Source organism: Kitasatospora nipponensis (genome assembly GCF_039528135.1).
GTDB lineage: Bacteria > Actinomycetota > Actinomycetes > Streptomycetales > Streptomycetaceae > Kitasatospora > Kitasatospora nipponensis.
The window spans coordinates 4,153-17,737 of the sequence record NZ_BAAALF010000078.1 but is presented as its reverse complement, the minus strand read 5'-3'; the positions used below and the strand labels follow the sequence as shown (position 1 = coordinate 17,737).

At 76.3% G+C, this 13,585-nt stretch carries 10 protein-coding genes and 1 pseudogene; 6 read left to right on the top strand and 5 right to left on the bottom strand.

Annotation, left to right across the window (positions count from 1 at the left end):
- Positions 1-13: 13 nt before the first annotated feature.
- The 4 genes from ABD323_RS21430 to ABD323_RS21415 are packed head-to-tail and all read left to right on the top strand — an operon-like array spanning position 14 to position 4,600.
- Positions 14-2,098, top strand: a complete 2,085-nt coding sequence (locus tag ABD323_RS21430) for a putative cobaltochelatase (protein WP_344443457.1) — start codon at positions 14-16, stop codon at positions 2,096-2,098.
- A 5-nt stretch (positions 2,099-2,103) separates the two neighbouring features.
- On the top strand, positions 2,104-2,709 hold the full coding sequence (cobO, locus tag ABD323_RS21425) for a cob(I)yrinic acid a,c-diamide adenosyltransferase (protein ID WP_344443456.1): 606 nt from the start codon (positions 2,104-2,106) through the stop codon (positions 2,707-2,709).
- Positions 2,710-2,738: 29 nt separating this feature from the next.
- The gene (locus ABD323_RS21420) at positions 2,739-4,109 is read left to right on the top strand and encodes a cobyrinic acid a,c-diamide synthase CobB (RefSeq protein WP_344443455.1); all 1,371 of its coding nucleotides are present in this window, start codon (positions 2,739-2,741) and stop codon (positions 4,107-4,109) included.
- Complete coding sequence (locus tag ABD323_RS21415) at positions 4,109-4,600, top strand: YcxB family protein (RefSeq protein ID WP_344443441.1); 492 nt, start codon at positions 4,109-4,111, stop codon at positions 4,598-4,600. The genes ABD323_RS21420 and ABD323_RS21415 overlap by 1 nt, the downstream gene beginning before the upstream one ends.
- A 27-nt stretch (positions 4,601-4,627) precedes the next feature.
- On the opposite strand, the gene ABD323_RS21410 is transcribed toward ABD323_RS21415, so the two are convergent.
- The gene (locus tag ABD323_RS21410) at positions 4,628-5,272 is read right to left on the bottom strand and encodes a response regulator (RefSeq protein WP_344443440.1); all 645 of its coding nucleotides are present in this window, start codon (positions 5,270-5,272) and stop codon (positions 4,628-4,630) included.
- Positions 5,224-6,996 (bottom strand): sensor histidine kinase, encoded by a 1,773-nt coding sequence (locus ABD323_RS21405; RefSeq protein WP_344443439.1) that lies wholly within the window; start codon positions 6,994-6,996, stop codon positions 5,224-5,226. The genes ABD323_RS21410 and ABD323_RS21405 overlap by 49 nt, the downstream gene beginning before the upstream one ends.
- 229 nt (positions 6,997-7,225) lie before the next feature.
- Here ABD323_RS21405 and ABD323_RS21400 point away from each other — a divergent pair, with 229 nt between their 5' ends.
- Together ABD323_RS21400 and ABD323_RS21395 are read left to right on the top strand one after the other, a co-directional pair.
- Positions 7,226-7,921, top strand: a complete 696-nt coding sequence (locus tag ABD323_RS21400) for an ABC transporter ATP-binding protein (protein ID WP_344443438.1) — start codon at positions 7,226-7,228, stop codon at positions 7,919-7,921.
- Complete coding sequence (locus ABD323_RS21395) at positions 7,918-10,305, top strand: ABC transporter permease (protein ID WP_344443437.1); 2,388 nt, start codon at positions 7,918-7,920, stop codon at positions 10,303-10,305. Before ABD323_RS21400 ends, ABD323_RS21395 begins: the two co-directional genes overlap by 4 nt.
- A 25-nt stretch (positions 10,306-10,330) precedes the next feature.
- Here the strand turns inward: ABD323_RS21395 and ABD323_RS21390 are convergent, their stop codons facing one another.
- The 3 genes and pseudogenes from ABD323_RS21390 to ABD323_RS21380 form a co-directional block, all read right to left on the bottom strand.
- Complete coding sequence (locus tag ABD323_RS21390; protein WP_344443435.1) at positions 10,331-11,164, bottom strand: alpha/beta fold hydrolase; 834 nt, start codon at positions 11,162-11,164, stop codon at positions 10,331-10,333.
- Positions 11,165-11,220: 56 nt separating this feature from the next.
- On the bottom strand, positions 11,221-12,273 hold the full coding sequence (locus ABD323_RS21385; RefSeq protein WP_344443433.1) for a TolB family protein: 1,053 nt from the start codon (positions 12,271-12,273) through the stop codon (positions 11,221-11,223).
- A pseudogene (locus ABD323_RS21380) lies at positions 12,270-13,585 on the bottom strand (MFS transporter); the annotation flags it as partial. The gene ABD323_RS21385 and the pseudogene ABD323_RS21380, both read right to left, overlap by 4 nt.

The following is a 13,585-nucleotide window of genomic DNA, read 5'->3' as shown; positions in this document are numbered from 1 at the left end:
CGCCATCGTGGGGATGGCCGACCTGCGGCTGGGGCTGCTGCTCAACGCCGTCTCGCCGGCGGTGGGCGGCGTGCTGGTGCGCGGTGAGAAGGGCACCGCCAAGTCGACCATGGTGCGCGCGCTGGCCGGGCTGCTGCCCTCCATCGCGGTGCTGCGCGACTGCCGCTTCGCCTGCGACCCCGCCGGGCCCGACCCGCAGTGCCCGGACGGCCCGCATACCGCCGAGCCCGCCGGCGACCGGGCCGCGCGGCTGGTCGAGCTGCCGGTGGGCGTCACCGAGGACCGGATCGTCGGCTCGCTGGACCTGGAGCGGGCGCTGGCCGAGGGCGTCAAGGCCTACGAGCCGGGGCTGCTGGCCCAGGCGCACCGCGGGGTGCTCTACATCGACGAGGTGAACCTGCTGCAGGACCACGTGGTGGACCTGCTGCTGGACGCCGCCGCGATGGGCCGCTCCTACGTGGAGCGCGAGGGCGTCTCGGTGCGGCACGCGGCCCGTTTCCTGCTGGTCGGCACGATGAACCCGGAGGAGGGCGAGCTGCGCCCGCAGCTGCTCGACCGGTTCGGGCTGACCGTGGAGATCGCGGCGACCCGCGAGCCGGCCGAGCGCGCCGAGGTGGTGCGCCGCCGGCTCGGCTACGACGCCGACCCGGCCGCGTTCGCCGCCCGCTTCGCCGACGAGGAGCGGGCGCTGGCCGAGCGGATCACCACCGCCCGCGCGCTGCTGCCCTCGGTGGTGCTGGGCGATCCGGCGCTGCGTCAGATCACCGCGGTCTGCGCCGCCTTCGAGGTGGACGGGCTGCGCGCGGACATCGTGATGGCGCGCACCGCGGTCGCCCTGGCGGCCTGGGACGGGCGCACGGCGGTGGCCGAGGAGGACGTCCGCAAGGCCGCCCAGCTGGCACTGCCGCACCGCCGCCGGCGCAACCCCTTCGACGCGCCCGGGCTGGACGAGGAGCAGCTGGACCGCACGCTGGCCGAGCACCGCGAGCCGGAGCAGGAAGGGGAACCCGAGCCCGAGCAGGACCGCGAGCCGGAGGGCGAGGGTCCGGACGGCGAGGGCCCCCAGGACGACGGCCCGGGCCCCGACGGCCCCGACGGCGGCGGTGGCGGCGCTCCCGAGCCGCCCACCGGCCCCGGCGCCCCGCCCCGGGCCGAGGCCCCCGCCGACGGCTCCGAGCCCGCCCAGCCGGCCGCCGAGGCCCCGGACGCGGCCCCCCAGCTGCCGCACCCGGCCGGCCCGGCCCGCGAGACGGCGCCGGTGGCCGCCGGTGAGCCGTACCGGACCCGGCTGTTCAAGGTCCCCGGCACCGGGCGCGGCGCGCAGGGCCGGCGCTCGCCGGCCGAGACCGACGGCGGCCACACCGTGCGGGCCCGGCGCCCGGGCGGCCAGCTGACCCGGCTGCACCTGACCGCCACGCTGCAGGCCGCCGCCCCGCACCAGGTGGCCCGCGGCCGGGCCGGGCGCGCGCTGCTGCTGCGCCACGACGACTTCCGCGAGCAGGTGCGCCAGGGCCGGGAGTCCAACCTGGTGCTCTTCGTGGTGGACGCCTCCGGCTCGATGGCCGCCCGCCAGCGGATGACCGCGGTCAAGGGCGCGGTGCTCTCGCTGCTGATGGACGCCTACCAGCGCCGCGACAAGATCGGCATGGTCACCTTCCGCGGCAGCGGCGCCGAGCTGGCGCTGCCGCCGACCTCCTCGGTGGAGGTCGGCGCGGCCCGCCTGGAACAGCTGCCCACCGGCGGACGCACCCCGCTGCCCGCCGGCCTGCTGCGCGCGCACGAGGTGCTGCGCCTGGAGCGGCTGCGCGATCCGCACCGCCGTCCGCTGCTGGTCGTGGTCACCGACGGCCGGGCCACCGGCGGGCGCACCGCGCTGGCCGACGCGGGCCGCGCCGCCGACCTGCTCGCCGCCCGCGGCACCGCCGCCGTGGTGCTGGACTGCGAGTCCGGACCGGTCCGCCTGGGCCTGGCCCGCACGCTGGCCGGCCGGCTGCACGCCACCGCCGTCACCCTGGACGAGCTGCGCGCCGAGGGCGTGGCCGCCCTGGTGCACGCCCACCGCTCCACCGTGTCCCTCCCCTCACGAAAGGCAGCGTGACCCCGATGCCGCAGGGCAAGCCCTCGACCGTCCCCGAGGACGGTCTGACCACCCGACAGCGCCGCACCCAGCCGATCACCGCCGTGCACACCGGCCCCGGCAAGGGGAAGTCCACCGCCGCCTTCGGGCTCGCCCTGCGGGCCTGGAACCAGGGCTGGCCGATCGGGGTCTTCCAGTTCGTGAAGTCGGCCAAGTGGAAGGTCGGCGAGGAGAACGCGCTGAAGGTGCTGGGCGCCTCCGGCGAGGGCGGCACCGTCGCCTGGCACAAGATGGGCGAGGGCTGGTCCTGGATCCAGCGCTCCACCGAGGCCGAGGTGAGCAGCGAGGAGGCGGCCAAGGAGGGCTGGGAGCAGGTCAAGCGCGACCTGGCCGCCGAGACCTACCGGCTGTACGTGCTGGACGAATTCACCTACCCGATGCACTGGGGCTGGGTGGACGTGCACGAGGTGGTCGAGGTGCTGCGCGAGCGGCCCGGCTCCCAGCACGTGGTGATCACCGGTCGCTACGCGCAGGAGCCGCTGCTCGAACTCGCCGACCTGGTCACCGAGATGACCAAGGTCAAGCACCCCATGGACGCCGGCCGCAAGGGCCAGCGCGGGATCGAGTGGTAGGCGACTGAGTTCCGTTGAGTTCCGTGAACATGCCCCGCATCGTCATCGCCGCCCCCTCCTCGGGGGCGGGCAAGACCACCGTCGCCACCGGCCTGATGGCCGCGCTGCGCGCCCGCGGCCTGACCGTCTCGCCGCACAAGGTCGGCCCGGACTACATCGATCCGGGCTACCACGGCCTGGCCACCGGCCGGCCCGGGCGCAACCTGGACGCCTTCCTGTGCGGGCCCGAGCGGATCGAGCCGCTCTTCCTGCACGGGGCCACCGGGGCGGACGTGGCGGTGGTCGAGGGCGTCATGGGGATGTTCGACGGGGCGTCGGGGCGCGGTGAGCTGGCCTCCACCGCGCACGTCGCCAAGCTGCTGCGGGCGCCGGTGGTGCTGGTCGTCGACGGCTCCTCGCAGTCGCGCTCGGTGGCCGCGCTGGTGCACGGCTTCGCCTCCTGGGACCCGCAGGTGCGCCTGGCCGGGGTGATCCTCAACCGGGTCGCCTCCGACCGGCACGAGGAACTGCTGCGCGAGGCCCTGGAGGAGGGTGCCGGCGTGCCGGTGCTGGGGGCGCTGCGGCGCACGGCCTCGGTGGCCACCCCCTCGCGGCACCTGGGCCTGGTGCCGGTGGTCGAGCGCTCGGCGGAGGCGCTGCGGGCGGTGCGCGACATGGGCGAACTCATCGCCGCCTCGGTCGACCTGGACGCGGTGCTGGCGCTCGCCCGCTCCGCCCCGCCGCTGCGCGAGGCGCCCTGGTCGCCGGCCACCGAGGTCACCGCGGTGCCCGGCCCGGCCCCGCGGATCGCGCTGGCCGCCGGGCCGGCGTTCTCGTTCAGCTACGCCGAGAACGCCGAACTGCTGGCCGCCGCCGGGGCGCAGGTGGTCCCCTTCGACCCGCTGCACGACACCGCGCTGCCCGAGGGCACCGCGGGCCTGGTCATCGGCGGGGGCTTCCCCGAGGTCTACGCCGCGGAGTTGAGCGCCAACGCCCCGCTGCGCGCCGCGGTCGGCCAACTCGCCGCCGGCGGTGCGCCGATCGCCGCCGAGTGCGCCGGGCTTCTTTATCTGGGACGGGAGTTGGACGGCAAGCCGATGTGCGGTGTGCTCGACTCCACGGCCCGGATGACCGAGCGCCTCACGCTGGGCTACCGCGAGGCCGTCGCGCTGCACGACAGTCCGCTGGCGGCCACCGGCACCCGGGTGCGCGGCCACGAGTTCCACCGCACGGTCTGCGAGCCGGCCGCCGGCCCCGATCCCGCCTGGGGCTGGCGCGACCCGGCCGGCGCCGCCCGCCGCGAGGGCTTCGCCACCGCCCACGTGCACGCCTCCTACCTGCACCTGCACTGGGCCGGCGCCCCGCAGATCGCCGAGCGCCTGGTCCGTTCCGCCGCCGCGAGAGAGTCCGGGCACGCCTGATGGACATCGAGTCGACCTTCCGACTGACCGAGCGTGAGATGCGCCGGGCCATGCGCAACAGTCCCGCCCTGCGCGGCATGCTGATCATCGGGTGCCTGCTCACCGTGGTGGCCCTGCTGTCCCCCTTCGTGGACCGCCACCCGCAGTACTGGCTCCTCGCGGTGGGCCCGGGCATCCTGGCCTTCCTGGAGATCGTCGCCGTGCGGATGGCCTCCCGACGCGGCACCGAACTGTTCACCGAGCCCTGGGCGGTGCGGATCACCGAGCAGGGCTTCCACCTGCGGACCCCGAAGAGCTCCGCCGAGGTGAGCTGGAGCGCCTACCGCGAGGTGACCGAGCGGGCCGGCTTCTGGTACCTGCACCAGACCAACCGGACCCTCGCGCTGCTGCCGCAGCACGCCTTCGACGACTCGCAACGCGCCGAGCTCGCCGCCTTCTTCGGCACCCGCCTGCCGCCCCTCAAGCGCCCCTGGTACCGCCCGTTCGGCTGACCGTGGCGCCGCCCGCCGGGGTCCCGCTCAGCGGTTGAGGTGGGCCAGCACGGCCAGCACCCGCCGGTTGTCGTCCTCGGAGGGCTGCAGGTCCAGCCGCAGGAAGATCGAGGCGGTGTGCTTGGCGACCGCCCGCTCGGTGATCACCAACTGCTGGGCGATGGCGGCGTTCGAGCGGCCCTCGGCCATCAGCGCGAGCACCTCGCGCTCGCGCGGGCTGAGGGCGGCCACCGCGCCGTCGGCGGAGTTGTGGGTCAGCAGCCGGGCGATCACCTCGGGGTCCATCGCCGTGCCGCCCTCGGCCACCCGCCGTACCGCGTCCACGAACTGGGCGCTGTTGAGGATCCGGTCCTTGAGCAGGTAGCCGATCCCGCCGTTGCCGCCGGCCAGCAACTCCCGGGCGTAGAGCTGCTCGACGTACTGGGAGAGCACCAGCACCGGCAACCCCGGCACCTCGCGCCGGGCCTGCAGCGCGGCGCGCAGCCCCTCGTCGGTGAAGGTCGGCGGCAGCCGGACGTCCACGATCGCCACGTCCGGCCGGTCCGCGGCGATCGCGGCCAGCAGGTCGGGGCCGTTGTCGACGGCGGCGGTGACCTGCAGTCCGTACGCCTCCAGCATCCGGGTCAGGCCGTCCCGCAGGAGGAAGAGGTCTTCGGCGAGGACAACACGCACGGGATCTCCAAGGTCGCCAGAGTGGGGCCGCCCGGCGGGCTGTTGACCGCGAGCACTCCGTCGAAGGCGGCCAGCCGCCGCTCGACGCCACTGAGGCCGGTGCCGCGGGCGGGGTCGGCGCCACCGTCACCGTCGTCGGTGACACCGACGCGAAGCGTACCGTCCGCGTAGGAGAGTTCGATCCACACCTGACGGGCGCCGGCGTGCTTGGTCACGTTGGCCAGCAGCTCGTTGACCGCGAAGTAGGCGGCCGACTCGACCGGCGCGGCCGGCCGGCCGGGCAGGTCCGCCTCGAAGTGCACCCGCAGCGGCAGGTCCAGCGCCAGCGCGTGGACGGCGTCGGCCAGGCCGCGGTCGGCCAGCACCGGCGGGTGGATGCCGCGGACCAGGTCGCGCAGCTCCGCCAGCGCCTTGACCGAGGAGCCCTTGGCCTCGGCGAGCAGCGCCCGGGCCGCCGGCGCGTTGACGTCCAGCAGCTGCTCGACCGCGTCCAGCGTCATGCCCAGCGCCACCAGCCGAGCCTGCGCGCCGTCGTGCAGGTCGCGTTCGATCCGGCGCATCTCGGCCGCGCCGGTGTCGATGGTGTCGGACCTGGTGCGGGCCAGGTGGCCCACCCGCAGGGCGAGTTCGGCCTCGCGGGTGGGGCCCAGCAGCTTGGCCGCGGCGGCGCCGTAGCGCGGCAGCAGCCACCGGGCGAACCACAGGCTCAGCACCAGGGCCGCCACGCCCATCAGCAGTGGGACCACCGCCCGGTCGCCGGGCCGGCCCAGCACGCGCAGGCTCGTGCTCACCGCCACCAGCGCGGCCACCAGCAGCGCGACCGGCGCGGCCAGGACCGGCAGCCCGACCGGCCCGCCGGCCTCCGCCCAGAGCAGGTCCCGCCAGGTGGCCGGGTCGCCCAGCAGCCACCGCGTGCCGCGCCACGGTCGCCCGACCACCGCGCGCCACCCCTCGCCGGCCGGCGGCAGCGGCCGGTACGGCTCGGCGATCGGCACCGCGCACCAGGACCCGCTCAACTGCCGTGTGCAGGAGGCCAGCCAGCGCACGGCGAGCAGCGTGCAGGCGGCCAGCGGGACGGCCAGCCAGACCACGCCGTGCGAGCCGCCGGGCAACGCCCGCCCCTCGGTCAGCACCGCGAGTGGGGCCAGCAGCAGCGGCAGCAGCGGCGCGGCCCCCGCGACCCGGTCGGTGCGGCCGGCCGCCCAGCGCGCACCCGCCAGCAGGCAGGGCACCAGCAGCAGCGCCAGGACCAGCCAGAGGTGGTAGGGATCCCTGGGCCCCAGGTCGCCCCCCACGTCGGGCAGCTCGTCCAGCAGGACGGGTCCGTGCGCGCCGGACGGGGCGATCAGTCCGTCCGGCCCCGGGTCCGGCGGCACGGGAGGTACGGGCGGTACGGGAGGCACGGGAGGCACGGGAGATACGGGAGGTACGGGCGGTACGGGTGCCACCGGCGCCAGGAGTACGTCCCGCGGCTCGGCGGCGGGTCCCGGCGGGCCCGCCCGCCCGGCCGACACCGCCTGCCCGCCGTCCCACCCGGTGTCGAGGAGCCAGCGGGCCGTGACCAGGTACGGCGGCGCGGCGAGGGCGACCACCGCCGTCGCCGCGACAACGGCGAGGACCAGCGCGCGCCACGCCGCCCGCAGGCCACCGGCCGGCCAGGACCACGGGTCCCGCGGGTGCGACGGCGCGGGGCGCCCGTCGTCGGGCGCTGGTGCCTCACGCATGGGGATCGATCTCCTTCGGCGGTTCGTCCGGGTCCTGACGAGCAGTCTGCCCCCTGGCCTCCCCGGCCCGCAGGGGCTCTGAACGGCCTCCCGGGGGTGTACCTGGATACACCCCCGGGAGGCCGTTCAGCCGCCTGTCGCCACCGGGGGGCCGATCCCTAGCGTCGTCCACGGCTCCGGTGCGTCCGGACCGGTCAACGCCGCCACCGATCGAGGGGACCCGAACACCATGACCACCGCCGCGCCGATCATCGAGATCAGCGAAGTGAGCAAGACCTACGACGGGGAACGCCCGGCGCTGGCCGGCCTGGACCTCCAGGTGCGGGCCGGCGAGGCGCTGGCCGTGCTCGGCCCCTCCGGCAGCGGCAAGTCGACGCTGCTCAACCTGGTGGCCGGCCTGGACCGGCCGACCGCGGGCCGGGTCACCGTCGACGGGGTGCGGGTGGACGCCCTGACCGAGAGCGGCCTGGCCCGGTACCGCCGTGAGCGGATCGGCATGGTCTTCCAGTTCTTCAACCTGCTGGACGACCTGACCGTCGAGGACAACGTGCTGCTGCCGGCCCAGTTGACGGGGATCAGCCGCGCCACCGCCCGCCGGCGCGCGGCCGAGCTGCTGGACCGGCTCGGCATCGGCCACCGCGCCGGCGCCCGCCCGGGCCGGCTCTCCGGCGGGGAGCGCCAACGCGTGGCGGTGGCCCGCGCGCTGATGAACCGTCCGGCGCTGCTGCTGGCCGACGAGCCGACCGGCGCGCTGGACAGCGCCGCGGCCGCCGACGTCCGCGAGCTGCTGCGCTCGCTGACCACCGAGGGGCAGACCCTGGTGCTGGTCACCCACGACACCGCGCTGGCCGCCGCCTGCGCGACCCGCACGATCGAGCTGGTGGACGGCCGGATCGCCCGTGACGTCACGGCGGTGCTCCGATGAGCGCGCTGGGCACGATCGTGCGCTCGGGGGTGGCCCGGCGCCGGGTCCAGACCCTGGTGATGACGCTCACCACCCTGCTGGCGGTCACCTCCTCGGTGCTGGCGGCCGCGCTGCTGGTGGCCTCCCAGGGACCCTTCGACCACGCCTTCGCCCGGCAGGACGGCGCCCACCTGACGGTCCTGTTCGACCCGGCCAAGGCCACCGCCGCGCAGGTCGCCGCCACCGCACAGGCCCCGGGGGTGTCGGTCGCGGGCGGGCCCTACCCGGCGCTGTCGCTGGCGCCGCGCACCGGCGCCAACCGGGGCGACTGGCCGGTGGGTCAGCAGCTTCCGGCGATGACGATCGTGGGCCGGGGGGACGGCGGCGGCCCGGTGGACCGCCTGGAGCTCGCCCAGGGCCGGTGGCCGAAGGGCAGCGGCGAGATCGTGCTGGCCGCCGACCGGGAACCGCTCGGCCTGGGCGACGCGATGACCTTCCCCCAGCTGCCGGGCGCCCCGACGCTGACCGTGGTCGGCCTGGCTCGGTCGATCGGCGCGAGTGCCGACGGCTGGGTGGCGCCCGCGCAGCTCGCGGCGCTGACCGCGCCGGGCACCGAGCCGGGGCAGCAGATGCTCTACCGCCTGCGCAGCGCCGCCACCGACGCGGACGTGACGGCCGGGCGCTCCGCGATCGCCGCCACCGTGCCGGCCGGCTCGCTGGCCTCGGTCGCCTCCTACCTGAGCGTCAAACTGGTCGCGGACCGCGACGCCTCGACCTACGTGCCGTTCGTGGTGACCTTCGGTGTGCTGGGCCTGGCCATGTCGGTGCTGATCATCGGCATCGTGGTGAGCGGCGCGGTGGGCGCCGCGACCCGGCGGATCGGCATCCTCAAGGCGCTGGGCTTCAGCCCGGCCCAGGTGGCGCGCGGCTACGTCGGGCAGGCCCTGATCCCCGCCGCCGTCGGCAGCGTGCTGGGCGTCGCGCTCGGCAACCTCGCGGCAGCCGGCGTCATGAGCGAGGCGGACCGCGTCTACGGCGCCGGGTCGGCGGGGGTGCCGCTCTGGATCGACCTGGCCGTGCCCGGTGGCGCGCTGGCGGTGGTGGCGCTCACCGCGCTACTGCCGGCGCTGCGGGCCGGACGGCTGCGGGCGGTCGAGGCGCTGGCCGTCGGACGCACCCGGCAGGCCGGGCGCGGGCCCGCGCTCCAGCACCTGCTGGGCCGCCTCCCGCTGCCCCGGACGGTGACGCTGGCGCTGGCCGGCCCGGTCGGCCGGCCCGCGCGGGCGGCGACCACCGCCGTGGCGGTGGCCCTGGGCACCATCGGCGTCACGCTCGGGCTCGGCCTGGCGCTCTCGCTCGGCGCCATCCAGGACGGACTCAACCGTCAGTCGCCCGGTGCGGTGGTGCTGCGGCCCGCCGACCAGGGTCCGGGCCTCCCGCCGGCCCCCGCGGCCTCGCGGGCCGCCGAAGGCGGCGGCGCCGCCGCAGCCGCGGTGGACGCCAAGATCGCCGCCCAGCCGGGCACCCGGCGCCACTTCGCCGTCGGCCAGACCTCGGTGAGCGTGGCCGGGCTGGCCGGCCCGACCCCGGTGGTCGCCTACCAGGGCGACTCCTCCTGGGGCTCGTACCAGATGATCTCCGGCAGCTGGTTCGACGGGCCGGGCCAGGCGGTGGTCCCGTCCGGCTTCCTGCACACCACCGGCGCCCGGATCGGGGACACCATCACCCTGACGAACCAGGGCCACCGCGCCCCGGTGAAGATCGTCGGCGAAGCCCTGGACCTCCGGGAGGCGGGCATGGTCATCCTCACCGACGGCCGCTCGCTGGCCGGCCTGGACGCGCAGCTCGACCCGTGGTCGATCGAGTACGACATCGACCTCGCCCCGGGCACCGACAAGGCGGCCTACGTGGAGGCGCTCGGCACCGCCCTGAAGCCGGACGGCTTCGCGGCCCAGCCCGGCGACAGCGAGCTGAGCGGCACCGTCGTCTCGATGGACGCGGTGGCCGCGATGCTCACCGCGATGCTGCTCGCCGTCGCCGGCCTGGGCGTGCTCAACACGGTCGTGCTGGACACCCGCGAGCGGGTGCACGACCTGGGCGTGCTCAAGGCGCTGGGGATGGCGCCGCGGCAGGTGGTCGCGATGGTCCTGCTGTCGGTCGCCGTGGTCGGCCTGCCGGCCGGCGCGATCGGCGTGCCGATCGGCATCGCCGTGCACGACGCGGTGCTGCCGGCGATGGCCCGTGCGGCGGGCTCGGCGCTGCCGGCGGCGGACCTGGCGGTCTACCACCTGCCGGTCCTCGTGCCGCTGCTGCTGGGCGGCCTGGTCGTCGCGGTGCTCGGCGCGCTGCTCCCGGCCGGCTGGGCGGCCCGGGCCCGCACCGCGAGCGCCCTGCGCACCGAGTAGCGCGCCCGCCGGCCGGCCGGACCGCTCAGCGCGCCGCCGGGCTCCCGGCGGCCGGGGGGCTCCAGAGGGCGGCCAGCTCGCGGTTGACCTGCTCGGCACCGTCGCGGTGCGGGGCGTGGTCGGCGCCAGGCACCCTCAGGTGCCGGGCGCCGATCCGTCGGGCCAGGTACGCGCCGGTGGCCATCATCGCCTCGCCGGTCAGCGCCCGGTACTCGGGGTGCGCGCCGCGCCAGTCCCCGTTGACCACCAGCTTGGGGTAGCGGCCCGCGACCAGCGGCTCCAGCGGCACCTCGGCGTCCCACGCCGGGCGCTCGCCGGCCGCGGTGCGCACCGCGCGCAGGCGGCGCCCGGTGGGCTCGGGCATCGCCAGCCCGTACGGCTCGGTGGAGGCGCGCAGGTACTCCCGCGGTCCCAGCTCGCGCGGCACCTCGCGGCTGAAGGCCCGGATCCGCTCCAGCGCGGCGGCCACCACCGGGTCCCGGTCGGCGGCCCGGAAGGCGGCCGGCTCGATCAGTGCCAGCGAGCGCACGGCTGCCGGCCGCAGCCCGGCCACCAGCATCGCCACCACCCCGCCGTAGGAGTAGCCCACCAGGTGCGCGCCGCCGCCCAGTCGGTCCAGCAGCTCTAGGACGTCGGCGGCGTCGACGTCGTAGTCGCTGCGCTCGGTGTCGGCGCTCGCGCCGTAGCCGCGCCGGTCGGGCAGGTGCAGCTCGAAGCGGGCGGCCAGCGGGCGCTGGGCGTCGAACGAGTCGGTGCCCCAGGACATCGTGCCGTGCACCAGCACCACCGGCGCCGCCGCGGCGGGCCCGCCGCTCCCCTCGCGCCAGACGGTGACGTGCACGGGCCGGTCGGTTGTCATGACGGTTCCCTTCGTGGACTGTTGATCCAGTCTCACCGAGGGGTCAAGAGCCGCAGTCAGCCCAGGAACGCCGGTGCCAGGGCGTCACCGATCAGCTCGCGCGGGCTGCCGGAACCGTCGGCGGGCACGGTCCACAGGTCCGAGCCGTTGTCGCCGGGCAGCGAGTAGACGAGGGTCGAGTCGTCGGACCAGATCGCCTGGTCGTCCACGCTGCGCTGCTCGGCGGTCGGCGTCTCGACGCCGGTGCGCAGGTCCAGGACGTACAGCTGCCAGGGGACGTCGTTGGTGGCGCCGGGCACCCGGTGCTTGTAGGCGATCCTGGTGCCGTCCGGCGACAGCGAGGGGCACTCGACGTTCTGGTGCATCGTGGTGAGGGTGCGGGCGGCCAGGTCGCCGTGGACCAGGTAGGTCTGGCCGCCGGTGGCGACGGTGGCGTAGAAGGCGTTGTCGTCGGCGAAGGTGACGCCCCAGACGTTGACGTCCTGGGACTGGACCCGCTGTCCGTCCTTGAGCACGGTGAAGGTCTCCAGGTTGTCCTCCAGGCGCCAGTTCCTGGTGTCCACGATCGAGGTGCGGGTGGAGAAGTTGGTGCCCCCGTAGGAGTCACCGCTGACGAAGACCGTCCAGGCCGCCAGGTGACCCGAGGGCGAGACCCGCGAGCGGGTCGGGATCCCGGACAGCGGGAAGGACTTCAGCTCGTGCAGGCCGGCGTCCAGGACCACCGCGTGGTACGTGTCCTGGACCGCGCCGTGGTCGGCCCGCAGGCAGATCCCGGTGCCGGCGGCGGCGTGGAAGCGCAGGCACTTCACGCCCGAGGCGGTGCGCACCGCGTCGGGGTGGTCCACCGGCACGGTGGAGAGCTCGTCGCGGTGCGGGCCGAAGGCCATCGAGCGGAAGACCAGCTGCGGTCCGCCGGCCGCGTGAGCCAGGGTCACCGAGCCGGTGGCGACCGGCGGGCCGCCGGCCTGCTGCTGGTTGACCCGGGCGGCGCGGCCCGCGGCGTGCAGCACGCTGTAGGTGCCCACGGCGCCGAGCAGTAGCACGGCGGCCAGCAGGACGAGCAACCGGGTGGTGCGGCTGCTCGCGGGCGAGGTGGGGGCCGGGCTCATGCCGCACCCGCTTCGGACGCCTGGGCGGGGCGCTCGTCGGCGAGGCGGTCGTCGCCGGGTGGCCCGTCGCCGGGACGGTCGGGTCGGGCCGGGCGCAGCACCGGGAAGGCGACGGCCGCGGCGAGCACCAGCCCGCCGGCCGCCAGCGCCAGCGCGTCGTGCGGACCGAACGCGGTCCAGGCCGTGCCGAAGCCGAGCGAGCAGAAGAACCGGGCCGCGGTCTGCCCGGTGCCCACCAGGGCCAGTCCGGAGCCGCGCTGCCCGGCGGGCACGATGTCGGCGGGCTGGCCGCGTAGAAGGTGCCGTGCAGCGCCAGGACGGCGAGCGCCACCCAGCCGTGGTCGCCCGCGCCGAGCAGCAGCCCGTAGCCGGCCAGCAGGGCGCCGTGCCCGGCCAGGAAGAGCCGGCGCCGGCCCACCCGGTCGGCCAGCGCGCCGAACGGGACGGCGAGCAGCAGGAAGGCGGTCGCGGTGCCCAGCGGCAGGAGCGGGAAGTAGACGGCGGACAGGCCGATCTGACGCTGGATCAGCAGGTAGACGAACGAGTCGCTGACCGTGGTCAGGCCCAACAGGACGGCGCAGAGCGTCAGTCGGCGCAGTGCGGGCAGCCGCCACAGCGCGCGCCTGACGCCGTCCGCGCGCGGCGCGGCGGGCTCCACCGCCCCGCGCAGCCGGCCCGGGACGAAGAGCAGCAGGACCAGCACGCCGAGCGCGGCCACGCAGCCGCTGACCGCGAAGACCGCGTGGTAGCCGCTGCGTTCGCCGCTGTCGGCGAGCAACTGGCCCTGGGCGGTGCGCAGCAGGGCGAAGGCGACCAGCGGGCCGAGCAGCGCGCCGGCCGTGTCCATCGCCCGGTGCACGCCGAACGCCCTTCCGCGGTGGCGCGGTTCGGTGGCCAGCGAGATGAGCGCGTCGCGCGGCGCGGTGCGCAGGCCCTTGCCGGTCCGCTCGACCGCGAGGACGGCGCCGATCGGACCGACCGCGTTCGCGAGCAGCAGCAGCGGCTTGCAGAGCGCGGACAGGCCGTAACCGACCAGGGCCACCGCCTTGTGCCGGCCGCCGCCGCGGTCCGCCAGGTAGCCGCCGAGGAGTTGGACGAGCGCGCTGACCCCGTTGTAGATGCCGTCCAGCAGACCGAAGCCGAGCGGGGAGACCCCGAGCCCGGCCACCAGGTAGAGCGGCAGGACGGCGGTGACCATCTCCGAGGAGACGTCGGTGATCAGGCTCACCGTGCCCAGCGCGACGACCGTGCCGGGCACCGCCGCGGCGGCCGCCGCGGCGCCGGCGGCCGGCGGCGGCCCGGGGGGGGCGTG

Bases quoted from the DNA above. Each gene is read 5' to 3' on its own strand.
- ABD323_RS21430 (WP_344443457.1), top strand. From the start codon at position 14: ATGGCCGACCTGCGGCTGGGGCTGCTGCTCAACGCCGTCTCGCCGGCG.
- cobO (WP_344443456.1), top strand. From the start codon at position 2,104: ATGCCGCAGGGCAAGCCCTCGACCGTCCCCGAGGACGGTCTGACCACC.
- ABD323_RS21420 (WP_344443455.1), top strand. From the start codon at position 2,739: ATGCCCCGCATCGTCATCGCCGCCCCCTCCTCGGGGGCGGGCAAGACC.
- ABD323_RS21415 (WP_344443441.1), top strand. From the start codon at position 4,109: ATGGACATCGAGTCGACCTTCCGACTGACCGAGCGTGAGATGCGCCGG.
- ABD323_RS21405 (WP_344443439.1), bottom strand. From the start codon at position 6,996: ATGCGTGAGGCACCAGCGCCCGACGACGGGCGCCCCGCGCCGTCGCAC.
- ABD323_RS21400 (WP_344443438.1), top strand. From the start codon at position 7,226: ATGACCACCGCCGCGCCGATCATCGAGATCAGCGAAGTGAGCAAGACC.
- ABD323_RS21395 (WP_344443437.1), top strand. From the start codon at position 7,918: ATGAGCGCGCTGGGCACGATCGTGCGCTCGGGGGTGGCCCGGCGCCGG.
- ABD323_RS21390 (WP_344443435.1), bottom strand. From the start codon at position 11,164: ATGACAACCGACCGGCCCGTGCACGTCACCGTCTGGCGCGAGGGGAGC.
- ABD323_RS21385 (WP_344443433.1), bottom strand. From the start codon at position 12,273: ATGAGCCCGGCCCCCACCTCGCCCGCGAGCAGCCGCACCACCCGGTTG.